This is a genomic window from Streptomyces sp. NK15101, from assembly GCF_020400725.1.
Taxonomy (GTDB): domain Bacteria; phylum Actinomycetota; class Actinomycetes; order Streptomycetales; family Streptomycetaceae; genus Streptomyces.
Map to the genome: position 1 here is coordinate 1 of NZ_JAINVG010000125.1, position 14,250 is coordinate 14,250.

11 protein-coding genes are annotated in these 14,250 nt (G+C 72.0%); 5 read left to right on the forward strand and 6 right to left on the reverse strand.

Annotated features, from left to right (window positions below):
• From K7G60_RS35955 to K7G60_RS35970, 4 genes are all read left to right on the forward strand, one after another.
• Positions 1 to 121, forward strand: a 121-nt coding sequence (locus K7G60_RS35955) for a DUF3090 family protein (protein WP_225805177.1), incomplete at its 5' end; no start/stop codon positions are given.
• Positions 85 to 921: an SCO1664 family protein gene (locus tag K7G60_RS35960; RefSeq protein ID WP_225805178.1), complete on the forward strand. Its 837-nt coding sequence runs from the start codon at positions 85 to 87 to the stop codon at positions 919 to 921. The genes K7G60_RS35955 and K7G60_RS35960, both read left to right, overlap by 37 nt.
• Positions 922 to 1,084: 163 nt before the next feature.
• Positions 1,085 to 2,314, forward strand: coding sequence for a cysteine--1-D-myo-inosityl 2-amino-2-deoxy-alpha-D-glucopyranoside ligase (gene mshC / locus K7G60_RS35965; protein WP_225805168.1), 1,230 nt, complete (start codon positions 1,085 to 1,087; stop codon positions 2,312 to 2,314).
• Between the two features lie 116 nt (positions 2,315 to 2,430).
• The gene (locus K7G60_RS35970) at positions 2,431 to 5,487 is read left to right on the forward strand and encodes an NPCBM/NEW2 domain-containing protein (RefSeq protein WP_225805169.1); all 3,057 of its coding nucleotides are present in this window, start codon (positions 2,431 to 2,433) and stop codon (positions 5,485 to 5,487) included.
• A gap of 471 nt (positions 5,488 to 5,958) precedes the next feature.
• Here K7G60_RS35970 and K7G60_RS35975 read toward each other — a convergent pair whose 3' ends face one another.
• The 6 genes from K7G60_RS35975 to K7G60_RS36000 all read right to left on the reverse strand — a co-directional run bounded on the left by K7G60_RS35975 (position 5,959) and on the right by K7G60_RS36000 (position 13,371).
• Positions 5,959 to 6,978 carry a PAC2 family protein gene (locus tag K7G60_RS35975; RefSeq protein ID WP_225805170.1) on the reverse strand — a complete coding sequence of 340 codons (1,020 nt, stop codon included), beginning with the start codon at positions 6,976 to 6,978 and terminating at the stop codon, positions 5,959 to 5,961.
• 154 nt (positions 6,979 to 7,132) lie between these two features.
• Positions 7,133 to 8,194, reverse strand: coding sequence for an LLM class flavin-dependent oxidoreductase (locus K7G60_RS35980; RefSeq protein ID WP_225805171.1), 1,062 nt, complete (start codon positions 8,192 to 8,194; stop codon positions 7,133 to 7,135).
• A 110-nt stretch (positions 8,195 to 8,304) separates the two neighbouring features.
• The gene (locus tag K7G60_RS35985; protein ID WP_225805172.1) at positions 8,305 to 9,909 is read right to left on the reverse strand and encodes a glycerol-3-phosphate dehydrogenase/oxidase; all 1,605 of its coding nucleotides are present in this window, start codon (positions 9,907 to 9,909) and stop codon (positions 8,305 to 8,307) included.
• A gap of 6 nt (positions 9,910 to 9,915) precedes the next feature.
• On the reverse strand, positions 9,916 to 11,442 hold the full coding sequence (glpK, locus tag K7G60_RS35990; protein ID WP_225805173.1) for a glycerol kinase GlpK: 1,527 nt from the start codon (positions 11,440 to 11,442) through the stop codon (positions 9,916 to 9,918).
• A 35-nt stretch (positions 11,443 to 11,477) separates the two neighbouring features.
• Positions 11,478 to 12,236 (reverse strand): MIP/aquaporin family protein, encoded by a 759-nt coding sequence (locus K7G60_RS35995; RefSeq protein ID WP_225805174.1) that lies wholly within the window; start codon positions 12,234 to 12,236, stop codon positions 11,478 to 11,480.
• A 370-nt stretch (positions 12,237 to 12,606) separates the two neighbouring features.
• Positions 12,607 to 13,371, reverse strand: a complete 765-nt coding sequence (locus tag K7G60_RS36000; RefSeq protein WP_225805175.1) for an IclR family transcriptional regulator — start codon at positions 13,369 to 13,371, stop codon at positions 12,607 to 12,609.
• Between the two features lie 243 nt (positions 13,372 to 13,614).
• Between K7G60_RS36000 and K7G60_RS36005 the strand changes: the two genes are divergently transcribed.
• The coding region (locus K7G60_RS36005; protein ID WP_225805176.1) for a homocysteine S-methyltransferase family protein at positions 13,615 to 14,250 on the forward strand (636 nt) is incomplete at its 3' end.

Sequence of the window (14,250 nt, forward strand, 5' to 3'; positions counted from 1 at the left end):
CGCCAAGCGGGCCCTGGACGTCGTCAACGCCGGCCGGCCGCCGTGCCCGCTGTGCAGCCTGCCGCTCGACCCCGAGGGGCACGTCTGCCCGCGCCAGAACGGATACCGCCGCGGAGCATGAGCAGCCCCGAGAGCCCGCGCGACACGGAGCTGCTCGCGCGCGGTGAGCTGACCGTGCGCGGCCGGGTCCGAGAGGCGTCCAACGCCGTGCTGTACTGCTCCGTCGCCCACGAGGGCCGGGAAGCCGCCTGCGTCTACAAGCCGGTCGCGGGGGAGCGGCCCCTGTGGGACTTCCCCGACGGCACCCTGGCCCAGCGCGAGGTCGCCGCGTACGAGATCTCCGAGGCCACCGGCTGGGGTCTGGTCCCGCCGACCGTGCTCCGCGACGGCCCGTACGGAGAGGGCATGGTCCAGCTGTGGATCGAGGCCGACCCCGACGCGCGGCTCCTGGCGCTCACCGAGGACGAGGAGGCGGGCGAGGGCTGGAAGGCCGTGGGGCCCGCGCAGATCGACGAGGACCGCACCGCGCTCCTCGTCCACGCGGACACCCCCGAGCTGCGTCGGCTCGCGGTCCTGGACGCCGTCATCAACAACGGCGACCGCAAGGGCGGGCACCTGCTGCCGGCCCCCGGCGGGCGGCTGTACGGCATCGACCACGGGGTGACCTTCCACGTCGAGGACAAGCTGCGCACCCTGCTGTGGGGATGGGCGGGCGAGGAGCTGCCCGCCGAGGCGGCCGGCGTGCTCGACTCGCTCGGCCGGTCCCTGGCCCCGGGAGCGCCGCTCGCCACCCGACTGGCGGAACTCCTGACCGGCGCCGAGGTCGCGGCCGTACGCGCCCGCGTGGAGGCGCTGCGGAGCACCGGGCGGCACCCGGAGCCCTCGGGGCAGTGGCCGGCGATCCCCTGGCCGCCCGTCTGAGGCCCGGCCCCGTCCCTCCGGCGATTGTTTTCGGCCACACTCCCGGGGAGCTCTGCACCCCTGGGGGGTATGCACGCACGGCTCCGACCCGCAAGAGCGCCTAATCGGTCAAGATCCCGGATCCGGTTCGTATCCGGAACACCTGTCCGGTTACGCTCGGGTCATGCATGCCTGGCCCGCTTCTGAGGTCCCCGCCCTTCCCGGCAAGGGCCGCGACCTCCGGATCCACGACACCGCGACCGGCGGACGAGTGACCCTCGCCCCCGGCCCCGTCGCCCGTATCTACGTCTGCGGCATCACGCCGTACGACGCGACCCACATGGGTCACGCGGCGACCTACAACGCGTTCGACCTCGTTCAGCGCGTGTGGCTCGACACCAAGCGGCAGGTGCACTACGTCCAGAACGTGACCGACGTGGACGACCCGCTCCTGGAGCGCGCGATCCGCGACGGCATCGACTGGGTCGGCCTCGCCGAGCGCGAGACCGCCCTCTTCCGCGAGGACATGACCGCCCTGCGGATGCTGCCCCCGCAGCACTACATCGGCGCGGTCGAGGCCATACCGGGCATCGTCCCGCTCGTCGAGCGGCTCCGGGACTCCGGCGCCGCCTACGAGCTCGACGGGGACATCTACTTCTCCGTCGAGGCCGACCCGCACTTCGGCCAGGTGTCGAACTACGACACCGAGCTGATGCGCCACCTCTCCGCCGAGCGCGGCGGCGACCCGGACCGGCCGGGCAAGAAGAACCCGCTCGACCCGATGCTGTGGATGGCCGCCCGCGAGGGCGAGCCGAGCTGGGACGGCGGCAGCCTCGGCCCCGGCCGCCCCGGCTGGCACATCGAATGCGTCGCCATCGCCCTCGACCACCTCGGCATGGGCTTCGACGTGCAGGGCGGCGGCTCCGACCTGATCTTCCCGCACCACGAGATGGGCGCCTCCCACGCCCAGACCCTCACGGGCGAGTTCCCCATGGCCAAGGCGTACGTCCACGCCGGCATGGTCGCCCTGCACGGCGAGAAGATGTCGAAGTCCAAGGGCAACCTGGTCTTCGTCTCCAAGCTCCGCCGCGACGGCGTCGACCCGGCCGCCATCCGGCTCGCGCTCCTCTCGCACCGCTACCGCGACGACTGGGAGTGGACCGACGAGGTCCTGGAGACGGCCGTGGAGCGGCTCGGCCGCTGGCGCGCCGCCGTCTCACGCCCCGACGGCCCGTCCGCCGACGCGCTCGTCGAGGAGCTCCGCGAGGCCCTCTCCGACGACCTGGACACGCCCACCGCGCTCGCCGCGGTCGACCGCTGGGCCGAGCTCCAGACGGCGGAGGGCGGCACGGACGAGTCCGCCCCCGGCCTCGTCTCCCGCGCCGTCGACGCACTGCTCGGTGTGGCCCTGTAACGAGCAGGTTCGCGCAACTCCCTTTCAGGCAACCGCCCTTGGACTTCTCGCCGAAGTCCGAGGGCGGTTCCGTTTTGTCCTGGCGTGAATGCTCGTTCCTGCGCTAAACAACCTCCATGCAATCATCATCACGCATGAAAGTTGCACTCGCCGGAGCCGTCCTCGGGCTCTTCGCGGCTCTCGCGGGACCCGGCTCCACCGCGTCGGCCGACCCGTCCGACACCACCGTCGGCGAGGTCACCGGCTTCGCCGCCGACGGAGCCGTCTACCGGCTGACCGCAGGCCACACCGAGGCCCGCGTCTCCTTCGTCACCGCCGACACCTTCCGCATCGAACTCGCCCCCGACGGGAAGTTCACCGACCCCACCGGCACCGACATCACGCTGCCCCAGGGCCCGCCCCCGGCCACCCGCTGGCGCGACCTCGGCGACCGGTACGAACTCGCCACCGCCAAGGTGACCCTGCGCGCCGCCAAGTCACCGCTGCGCTTCTCGGCCGTACGCGCCGACGGCACCCCGCTCTGGACCGAGACCCAGGGCCTCACCTGGAACCAGGACCGCACCGTCCAGACCCTCGCCCGCGGCGCCGACGAGCAGTTCTACGGCGCCGGGATGCAGAACGGCCGCGGCAACACCTCCCACCGCGGCAAGACCGTCGAAGTCGGCGTCGACTACAACTGGAACGACGGCGGCCACCCCAACTCCGTGCCCTTCTACCTCTCCTCCGCCGGCTACGGCGTCTACCGCAACACCTACGCGCCGGGCACCTACGCCTTCACCGACCCCGTCACCACCAGCGCGAAGGAACGGCGCTTCGACGCCTACTACTTCGCGGGCGAGGGGAAGGACGCCCTCAAGGACGTCATCGGCCAGTACACCCGGCTCACCGGCAAGCCCTTCATGCCGCCGGTGTACGGCCTGGAGATCGGCGACTCCGACTGCTACCTGCACAACGCCAACCGGGGCGAGCGCCACACCCTCGACGCCCTGAAGGTCGCCGACGGCTACGTCCAGCACGACATGCCCAACGGCTGGATGCTCGTCAACGACGGCTACGGCTGCGGCTACGAGAACCTCGCCGAGACCAACGCCGGCCTCGCCGAGCGGAAGATGAAGCTCGGTCTGTGGACCGAGGACGGCATCGACCGGCTCGCCGACCAGGTGAAGGCCGGCCAGCGGGTCGCCAAGCTCGACGTCGCCTGGGTCGGCGAGGGCTACAAGTTCGCCCTGGACGGCTGCAAGGACGCCCACGCCGGCATCGAGGCCAACAGCGACGCCCGCGGCTTCACCTGGGCCCCCGAGAGCTGGTCCGGCGCCCAGCGCTGCGGCGTCCAGTGGTCCGGCGACCAGTCCGGCAGCTGGGAGTACATCCGCTGGCAGATACCCACCTACGCGGGCGCGTCCATGTCCGGACTCGCCTACACCACGGGCGACGTCGACGGCATCTTCGGCGGCAGCGCCAAGACGTACACCCGCGACCTCCAGTGGAAGACGTTCCTGCCCGTCACCATGACCATGGACGGCTGGGCGGCCAACGACAAGCAGCCCTTCCGGTACGGCGAGCCGTACACGAGCATCAACCGCGCCTCCCTCAAGCTCCACGAGGCCCTGCTCCCGTACATCTACAGCCACGCGCACCGCGCCACGAAGACCGGCGTCGGCCTCGCCCGCCCGCTCGCCCTCGAGTACCCCGACGACCCGAAGGCCGCGACCGACGCCGCGAAGTACGAGTTCCTCAGCGGCGAGGACTTCCTCGTCGCCCCCGTCTACCGGGACGCCGTGGAGCGCGACGGCATCTATCTCCCGGAGGGCACCTGGATCGACTACTGGAGCGGGCGCACCTACGAAGGCCCCGTCACCGTCGACGACTACAGCGCCCCGCTCGACACCCTGCCCCTCTTCGTACGGGCCGGGGCGGCCGTCCCCATGTGGCCCGGCTCCATCCGCTCGTACCAGGACCGCGCCCCCGGCGACCCGATCGCCTGGGACGTCTACCCGCAGGGCAGCTCCTCCTTCGAGCTGTACGAGGACGACGGCGTCACCCGCGAGCACCGCACCGGGAAGTACGCCACCCAGCGCGCCGAGGTCCGCGCTCCCCGGTCCGGCCCCGGCGACGTCACCGTCCGGATCGGCGCGAGCACCGGCACGTACACCGGCAAGCCCGCCGCCCGGCCGTACGCCTTCACCGTCCACACCGGCGACGCCCCCGGCACGGTGAGGCTCGACGGACGCGCACTGCCCGCCCTCACCTCCCGCGCCGCCTTCGACGCGGCCGGCCAGGGCTGGTGGTACGACCGCGACGAGCGCGGGGGAGTGGTCCGGATCAAGACCACCGCCCTCTCCACCGGCCAGGGCTTCGAACTGCGCCTGACCGACACCAGCGCCGTCGGCGGGGCCGTCCCCGGTGCCTCCGCCGTCCTCGCCGCCCCCACCGGGCAGGAGCTCGGCGCGGGCACGCCCGGCACCGTCGCCGTGGACGTCACCGCGGGCACCCGGGACGCCACCGACGTACGGGTCTCCCTGGACGCCCCGGCCGGCTGGCAGGTCACCCCGGCCGCCCCGATCGCCCGCGTCCCGGCCGGCACCACCCGCCGGGTCGAGGTCGCCGTCACCCCCGCGGCCGACGCGAAGCCCGGCGAGGCCACCCTCACGGCGACCGCCCGCCACCGCGCCGCGGGCACCGACCGCACGGCCGTCCAGAGGTTCGCGGTCGGGGTGATGCCCCCGGCGCCGACCGCCGACGCCTGGGCGAGCGACCTCGTGTGGCTGCGCGCGACCAACGGCTGGGGGCCGCCCGAGCGCGACCGCTCCAACGGCGAGTCCGGAGCCGCCGACGGCCACACCCTCACCCTGGCCGGACAGACCTACGAGAAGGGCATCGGCGCCCACGCCGACTCCGACATCGAGGTCTACCTCGGCGGCCGCTGCACCACCTTCACCGCCGACGTCGGCATCGACGACGAGATCAACGGCTACGGGGACGTGGCCTTCTCCGTCGAGGCCGACGGCCGGGTCCTGTGGACCTCGCCCCGGCTGACCGGCGCCTCCGCGACCCTGCCCGTGAACGTCGACGTGACCGGCGCCCGCCACGTGCGGCTGCGGATCACGGACACCAATGGGTCGAAGAGCGGCGACCACGGCGACTGGGCGGCGGCCAGGTTCGGCTGCTCCTGATGCGCGCCGGCAGTCGGGATCCGGCCAACTGACCTGTCAGAGGCGCCTGTCGTGATGAGGTGGGAGTGCCGATCGGCCGGTTGTGCGAGAGGCACTCGGTGCGGCATCACCTCGCACGCAGAGGAATCCCGGGAGCCGCCGCGGCCCTCGGCGCGGCGGCTCCCACCGCTCCCCTCGCCGCAGGCACGGCGCACGCGGCCGCACCCGGCGGGCGACGGCCCACCGGCTTCCCCTCCCCGGGGCTTCCGGCCGGAGGGCGTCGCGATCGGGCACGGCCCGTACGCCTGGTCGGCGGCTGGGCACAGGGCCCCGACTTCACCGCCGACGGCATCACTGCCCGACGCCCGCTCCGACGCGCAGCCGAAGCCCGGCAGCGCGAGACGCGGCTCGCGTCGAGTGGCCGGACGGACGGGTCAGGGGCCGCACCGTCATCGGTGCGGCCCCTGACCCGTCGTGCCGAACCCGGCACTGTCACTCGTCCCCGTCGTCCTCGCCCTCCGCGGAGTCGGACGGCGGCTCCGGCTCGGACCCAGGGTCCGTCCCCGGCACCGACTCCGGCCCCGGCTGCTCGGGCTTCGGCGGCCGTGTCCGGCCGCTCCCGGAGTCCCGCAGGAACTCGCCGCCCTCCGTCGCCACCCCCGGACCGGAGCCCGGCTCGCGCCGCCGCAGATACCGCTCGAACTCGCGGGCGATCGCCTCGCCCGAGGCCTCCGGCAGCTCCGCCGTGTCCCGCGCCTCCTCCAGGGTCTGCACGTACTCGGCGACCTCGCTGTCCTCGGCGGCCAGCTGGTCCACGCCCAGCTGCCAGGCCCGCGCGTCCTCCGGCAGCTCGCCCAGCGGGATCCGCAGCCCGATCAGGTCCTCCAGGCGGTTGAGGAGCGCCAGGGTCGCCTTGGGGTTCGGCGGCTGCGACACGTAGTGCGGCACCGCCGCCCACAGGCTCACCGCCGGCACGCCCGCGTGCGTGCAGGCCTCCTGGAGGATGCCCACGATGCCCGTCGGTCCCTCGTACCGGGTCTCCTCCAGGTCCATCGTCCGCGCCAGGTCCGGATCGGAGGTCACTCCGCTGACCGGGACCGGCCGGGTGTGCGGGGTGTCCCCGAGCAGCGCGCCCAGGATCACCACCATCTCCACGCCCAGCTCGTGCGCGAAGGCGAGCAGCTCGTTGCAGAAGGACCGCCAGCGCATCGACGGCTCGATCCCGCGCACGAGCACCAGGTCGCGGGGTTTGTCGCCGCCGACCCGGACCACGGAGAGCCGGGTCGTCGGCCAGGTGATCTTCCGGACACCGTTGTCCAGGAAGACGGTGGGGCGGTTGACCTGGAAGTCGTAGTAGTCCTCGGCGTCGAGTGCCGCGAAAACCTCGCCCTTCCATTCCCGGTCCAGGTGGGCGACCGCGGTGGAGGCGGCGTCGCCGGCGTCGTTCCAGCCCTCGAACGCTGCCACCATGACCGGGTCGATCAGCTCGGGTACCCCCTCGAGCTCGATCACCCAGCGCCTCCTTATTCGAAGTTCCTGTCGTACGGCCCCACCTTACGGCTTTCCGGTGGTCCGCCCGCAGTCCCCGGACGTCCCCGAAAACCCGTGCGGCCTTGATCGACTACCCAGGAACTCGCCTCCGCACACGGCGCTCCCGCACCTCCCCTCACTCCTCCCAGAGGGTGCTCGGCGCCTCCCTCCGCACGACGGGCGCGATCTCCTCGGCGAAGCGCTGGAGCGTCTCGGCCTGCTCGGCCGTCGACTGGCCGAAGGTGTCGACCGTGACGGACTGCAGGTCGTGCCCGTAGTGCTCGTGGTAGCCGAGGATCTTGTCGATGATCTGCTGCGGCGAGCCGATCAGCTGGGGGCCGTCCGCGATCGCGTCCTCGATCGTGCGGAACGGGGTGTTGTACCCGGCCCTGCCCTCCAGGTGCGGCCTGAAGCTCTGCCGCACCTTCGCCTCGTACAGCTCCTTGTACCGGCTCACCGCCTGCTCGGGGGTGTCGGCGACGAGCAGCCCGCCGGAACCGGCCGCCACGCGCGCGTGGGCCGGGTCGTGCCCGTACTCCTCGAACTTCTCGCGGTAGTGGGCGATGAGCCGCGCGTACGCCTCGCGCGGCTGGATCGCGTTGGCGGTGAAGAGCGGGTCGCCGTGCTTCGCCGCCAGCTCGGGGGAGTGGAGACTGATGGCCGAGCCGTGCCAGATCCGGGGCGGACCGGCGTACGGCCGCGGGACCGTGGTCACGTTCTTCAGCGGGGGCCTGAACTCGCCCTCCCAGTCGACGCCCTCCTCCGTCCAGAGCCGGCGCAGCAGCTCGTACTTCTCCTTCTGGAGGTCCCACTGCCGCTCCTCGTCCAGGCCGAAGAGGTCGAAGTGGCCGGCCTCCGCCCCCTTGCCGACGACGAGTTCGAGCCGGCCTCGGGAGAGCTGGTCGAGCGTCGCGTAGTCCTCGGCGACCCGGACGGGGTCGAGGACCGCGACCACGGTGACACCGGTGAGCAGCCGGATCCGGCTGGTGCGGGCGGCCAGGGCGGAGAGCAGCACGGTGGGGGACGAGGAGAGGAACGCGCCCGTGTGCCGCTCGCCGACCGCGTACGCGTCGAAGCCCAGCCGTTCGGCGGTCTCGCCGAGCGCGACGACCTGCTCCAACCGGTCGGCGGCGGACAGCAGTTCGCCGGTGAGCGGGTGCGGGGAGTGGTGGACGATCGAGAGCACCTGAAACTTCATGACCCCACTCTGCGCGCCGAGTGTTGCGGCCGTGTGGACGGCGCGTGGCACGCGCCAGGGGCGGCCCCTCGACGAGGAACCGCCCCTGACGACCGCTGTCCGTGGGGGAGTTACTTCCGCAGCATCGACTCGACCTCGGCCCGGATCTCGTCCGTCGCGAGACCGCGGATGGTCAGGGTCGTGCGGCGGCGCAGCACGTCGTCCGCCGTCTCGGCCCACTCGTGGTCGCGGGCGTAGGCGACCTGCGCCCAGATCTCCGGCGCGTCCGGGTGGATCCGGCGGGCCAGCTCGGGGTTCTCGTTCGCCATCCGGGCGATGTCGAAGGAGAGCGAGCCGTAGTGCGTGGCCAGGTGCTTGGCGGTGTCGGCGGCCATCCGGGGGCCGGGCGCCGGGCCGTCGACCAGCAGCCGGTGGGCGACCGCGTTCGGGTTGGCTATGCCGGGCAGGGGCAGCCGCTTCGGCAGCGCGGACACCGGCTCGTAGTCCTCGCCGAGCGGGTGGCCGGGGAGCTGCTCCAGCTTCCTCATCACCGTGCGGCCGATGTGGCGGAAGGTCGTCCACTTGCCGCCGGCCACCGACAGCATGCCGCCGCGGCCCTCGGTGACGACCGTCTCGCGCTTGGCCTTGGAGGTGTCGCCGGGACCGCCCGGGAGCACCCGCAGGCCGGCGAAGGAGTACGTGATCAGGTCGCGGGAGAGCTGCTGGTCGCGGATGGAGAAGGCGGCCTCGTCCAGGATCTGTGCGGTGTCCTTCTCGGTGACCTCGACCTGGCCGGGGTCGCCCTCGTACTCCTCGTCGGTGGTGCCGAGGAGCAGCATGTCCTCCCAGGGGAGGGCGAAGGTGATGCGGTACTTGTCGATCGGGGTGGCCAGCGCGGCCTTCCACGGCGAGGTCCGCTTGAGGACCAGGTGCGCGCCCTTGGAGAGGCGGATGGAGGGGGCCGCGTTCGGGTCCTCCATCCTGCGCAGGTGGTCGACCCACGGGCCGGTCGCGTTCAGCACGAGCCGGGCGTTCACGCCGAACTCGTCGCCGGTGGTGCGGTCCTTCAGCTCCGCGCCGGTGACCCGGCCGCGGGTGAAGCGGAGGCCGGTGACCTCGGCGTGGTTGAGGACGGTGGCGCCGGCGTCGACGGCGGCGCGGACGGTCATCAGCGCCATCCGGGCGTCGTTCATCTGGTCGTCGCCGTAGACGGCGACGGCCTTCAGGTTGTCGGTGCGCAGCTCCGGCACGTCCTGGGCGGCCTTGGCGGGGGAGAGCAGGTGTCCGACGCCGTCGCCGAAGGCCGAGAGGGCGCTGTAGGCGAAGACACCGGCGCCGAGCTTGGCCGCGCCGTGCGGACCGCCCTTGTAGACGGGCAGGTAGAAGGTGAGCGGGTTGGCGAGGTGCGGTGCCACCTGGCGGGAGACCGCACGCCGCTCGAAGTGGTTCTCCGCGACCAGCTTCACCGCGCCGGTCTGCAGGTAGCGCAGGCCGCCGTGGAGGAGCTTCGAGGAGGCGGAGGAGGTGGCGCCGGCGAAGTCGCCGGCGTCCACCAGGGCCACCCGCAGGCCCGACTGCGCGGCGTGCCAGGCGGTGGAGATGCCCAGGATGCCGCCCCCGATCACCAGGAGGTCGTACGTCGCCTTGGAAAGCTGTTCCCGGGTCTCGGCGCGGCTCGGCAGGGAACCGGCAGCCGGGTGCGTCCCCAGGGCAGGGACGCTCTGCAGGGTGGTCATCTCGTATTACTCCTCGTCCTCGATCCAGCCCATGGTCCGCTCGACGGCCTTGAGCCAGCTCTTGTACTCGCTGTCACGCTTGTCGGCGTCCATGCGAGGGGTCCATTCCGCCGCCCGGCGCCAGTTGGCGCGCAGCGCGTCGGTGTCCGGCCAGAAGCCGACGGCGAGACCGGCGGCGTAGGCGGCGCCGAGGCAGGTGGTCTCGGCGACCATCGGACGCACGACGGGCGCGTCCAGGAAGTCCGAGAGGGTCTGCATCAGCAGGTTGTTGGAGGTCATGCCGCCGTCGACCTTGAGCGCGGTCAGCTCGACGCCGGAGTCCTTCGTCATGGCGTCGGTGATCTCGCGGGTCTGCCAGGCGGTGGCCTCCAGGACGGCGCGGGCGATGTGCGCCTTGGTGACGTACCGGGTGAGGCCGGCGATGACACCGCGCGCGTCGGAGCGCCAGTACGGGGCGAACAGGCCGGAGAAGGCCGGCACGAAGTAGGCGCCGCCGTTGTCCTCGACCGAGGAGGCGAGGGTCTCGATCTCGGCGGCGGACTTGATCAGGCCCATCTGGTCGCGCATCCACTGGACGAGCGAGCCGGTGACGGCGATCGAGCCCTCCAGGGCGTAGACCGGCTTCGCGTCGCCGATCTGGTAGCCGACCGTGGTCAGCAGGCCGCTGTAGGAGTTGATGATCTTGTCGCCGGTGTTCATCAGCATGAAGGTGCCGGTGCCGTACGTGGACTTGGCCTCGCCCTCGGCGAAACACGTCTGGCCGAACAGCGCGGCCTGCTGGTCGCCGAGCGCGGAGGCGACCGGGACGCCGTCGAGGACGCCGCCCTTGACCGTGCCGTACACCTCGGCGGAGGAGCGGATCTCCGGCAGCACGGCGGCCGGGACGTCCATGGACTGGAGGATCTTCTCGTCCCAGGCCATGGTGTGGAGGTTCATCAGCATGGTGCGGGAGGCGTTGGTGACGTCGGTGACGTGGTGGCCGCCGTCGACGCCGCCGGTGAGGTTCCAGATGACCCAGGAGTCCATGGTGCCGAAGAGGATGTCGCCGCGCTCGGCGCGCTCGCGCAGGCCCTCGACGTTGTCGAGCAGCCAGCGGACCTTCGGGCCGGAGAAGTAGCTCGCCAGCGGCAGGCCGGTCTCGCGGCGGAAGCGGTCCTGACCGACGTTGCGGCCGAGCTCCTTGCAGAGGGCGTCGGTGCGGGTGTCCTGCCAGACGAGGGCGTTGTGGACGGGCTCGCCGGTGTTCTTGTCCCAGAGCAGCGTGGTCTCGCGCTGGTTGGTGATGCCGATGGCCTTGACGTCGGCGGCGGTGATGTTCGCCTTCTCCAGGGCGCCGGCGACGACCTCCTGGACGTTGGTCCAGATCTCGGCGGCGTCGTGCTCGACCCAGCCCGGCTTCGGGAAGATCTGCTCGTGCTCCTTCTGGTCGACCGAGACGATCCGGCCGTCCTTGTCGAAGACGATGCAGCGCGAGGAGGTGGTGCCCTGGTCGATGGCCGCGATGAACGGGCCGGAGGTGTGTGCGTCGGTCACGGTGTGCTCCAAGGGAAGTCTGGAAGAAGGACGGCTCAGGCGAACGCGATGTTGTAGATACCCGCGGCGATGGCGCCACCGATCAGCGGACCGGCCACCGGGATCCAGGCGTAGCTCCAGTCGGAGCCGCCCTTGTTCGGCAGCGGGAGCAGGGCGTGCACGATGCGCGGGCCGAGGTCACGGGCCGGGTTGATGGCGTAACCGGTCGGGCCGCCGAGCGAGAGGCCGATGGAGACCACGACGAACGCGGTGATCAGGGCGCCGATGACGCCGAGGCCCTTGCCGCTGTCGTTGAGGCCCTGGGTGAGCACGGCCAGGACCAGCACGACGGTGCCGATGATCTCGGTGGCCAGGTTCTGCCAGGTGTTACGGATCTCGGGGCCCGTGGAGAAGACGCCGAGCACCGGGCCGGGGCCCTCGATCGGCTTCTCGCCGACGGTCTCCGGGTCCGTGAGGTGGGCCTGGAACTGGCCGTAGTAGGCCACCCAGACCAGCGCCGCACCGATCATCGCGCCGAGCATCTGGCCCGCGATGTAGACGGGGACGTCGCCCCAGTCCCCGTCCTTGATCGCGATTCCGACCGTGACGGCGGGGTTCAGATGGGCCCCCGAGAGGGAAGCGGTCATGTAGACCGCCGTCATGACGGCGAAGCCCCACCCGAAGGTGATCGCGAGCCAGCCCGCGTTGCGGGCCTTGGAGCTCTTGAGCGTGACGGCGGCGCACACACCACCGCCGAGCAGAATGAGTACGGCGGTACCGATGGTCTCGCCGAGGAAGATGTCGGAGGTGGACACCCGCGACTCCTTTGTCCTTCGTCCAGGGGAAGGCGAACCCCGGGTCCCTCCGGTGGTCCGCGCCCTCGTGTGAGGGCGTTGCCGGCCCTTGGCACTGTCACACCTTAGCGCCTATTGCCGTTAGGTGTTCGACAATGCCGACCGATGAACGGAAGTTTTGCCCCCGGGTTAACAGCGCGTCAAGGGTCTGGGAAGCGAAAAACCCGCCGATAACGCGATCGTTACCGGCGGGTTCGGTTCGGTGTGGCGGGCGGCCGGAGCCGCCCCCGCGGGAAGTCGGGAGCCGTGTCGCGCGAGCGGCCGGGCCGCGCCTGCGGAGGGCTGGGAACCGGCGGTCGCGCAGACGGTCGGAAGTCGTTCCCGCGGGCGGTCAGAAGCGGCCGGCCCCCAGGTCCCGGGAGACCGCGCGGGCGCAGTCCCGTACCGCCGCCACCAGCTCGGGGCGCAGCTCCCCGTCCGGGCAGAGCCGCTCCACGGCCCCCGTGACCGCCACCGCGCCCACCGGCATCCGCCGCCGGTCGTGGATCGGCGCCGCAACCGACGCCACGCCCTCCCAGGTCTCCTCCACGTCCGCCGCCCAGCCCCGGGCCCGCGTCATGTCGAGCAGCGACTCGAAGTCGCCGAGCTCCGTGGTCGTCCGGGGCGTGAACGCCTCCCGCTCGACCTCCAGCACCTCGCTGTGCGCCACCGGGTCGTACGCCGACAGGACCTTGCCGAGCGCCGTGGAGTGCAGTGGCTGCATGGCCCCCACCTCCAGGACCTGGCGGCTGTCGTCCGGCCGGAAGACGTGGTGCACGATCAGCACGCCCCGCTGGTGCAGCACCCCCAGGTGCACGCTCTCGCCGCTGGACCGGGCCAGGTCGTCCGTCCAGACCAGCGCGCGCGCCCGCAGCTCGTGCACGTCCAGGTAGCTGTTGCCGAGCCGCAGCAGCTCCGCGCCCAGCTGGTAGCGGCCCGAGGCCGCGTCCTGCTCCACGAAGCCCTCCGCCTGGAGGGTGCGCAGGATGCCGTGGGCCGTCCCCTTGGCGAGTCCGAGCGAGGACGCGATGTCGGACAGACCGAGCCGGCGCTCTCCACCCGCGAGCAGTCGCAGCATGGCCGCCGCCCGTTCAAGCGACTGGATGTTCTTCGCCATCGCCCGGCCCCTCACCCTTCTCCTACTGTTCGACAATGCTGAACACTATCGGTCGATGCCGACCTTGCGTCACACCACACAGTGTCGGCCAAGGAGGGCAGGACCGGGAGTCCCCGCACACAGGATGCCGTCCGGCCCGTGGGACGCCGTGTCCACCCCGGCGCCCGCGCGGTTACGCTGGCCCCGTGCACCCTCCCCCGAGGGTGCAAAGCCGACAGCCGTCGCATCCCAGGGAGCTCATCCATGGCCTCGTTGCCGACCCCTTCCGCTGACAGCCGGAACCGCGCCGCCGCCCTCCGCGAGGCACTCGCCAGTCGAGTCGTCGTCGCCGACGGAGCCATGGGCACCATGCTCCAGGCCCAGGACCCCACCCTCGAGGACTTCCAGAACCTCGAAGGGTGCAACGAGATCCTGAACGTCACGCGGCCCGACATCGTCCGTTCGGTCCACGAGGCGTACTTCGAGGTGGGCGTCGACTGCGTCGAGACCAACACGTTCGGCTCCAACCACTCGGCCGCCGGCGAGTACGAGATCGCGGACCGGATCTTCGAGCTCTCCGAGGCGGGCGCCCGGATCGCCCGCGAGGTCGCCGACGAGTTCGTCGCCAGGGACGGCCGCCAGCGCTGGGTGCTCGGCTCGATCGGCCCCGGCACCAAGCTCCCCTCGCTCGGCCACATCGCGTACGACGTGCTGCGCGACGGCTACCAGCAGAACGCCGAGGGCCTGCTGGCCGGCGGCGCCGACGCCCTGATCGTCGAGACGACCCAGGACCTGCTGCAGACCAAGTCCAGCCTCATCGGCGCGCGCCGCGCGATGGAGGCCCTGGGCGTGGACGTGCCCCTGATCTGTTCGCTCGCCTTCGAGACCACGGGCGTCATG

What these genes read in the sequence shown, in the direction of transcription:
- mshC (WP_225805168.1), top strand. Translation starts at nt 1,085, where the DNA reads ATGCATGCCTGGCCCGCTTCTGAGGTCCCCGCCCTTCCCGGCAAGGGC.
- K7G60_RS35970 (WP_225805169.1), top strand. Translation starts at nt 2,431, where the DNA reads ATGCAATCATCATCACGCATGAAAGTTGCACTCGCCGGAGCCGTCCTC.
- K7G60_RS35980 (WP_225805171.1), bottom strand. Translation starts at nt 8,194, where the DNA reads ATGAAGTTTCAGGTGCTCTCGATCGTCCACCACTCCCCGCACCCGCTC.
- K7G60_RS35985 (WP_225805172.1), bottom strand. Translation starts at nt 9,909, where the DNA reads ATGACCACCCTGCAGAGCGTCCCTGCCCTGGGGACGCACCCGGCTGCC.
- K7G60_RS36000 (WP_225805175.1), bottom strand. Translation starts at nt 13,371, where the DNA reads ATGGCGAAGAACATCCAGTCGCTTGAACGGGCGGCGGCCATGCTGCGA.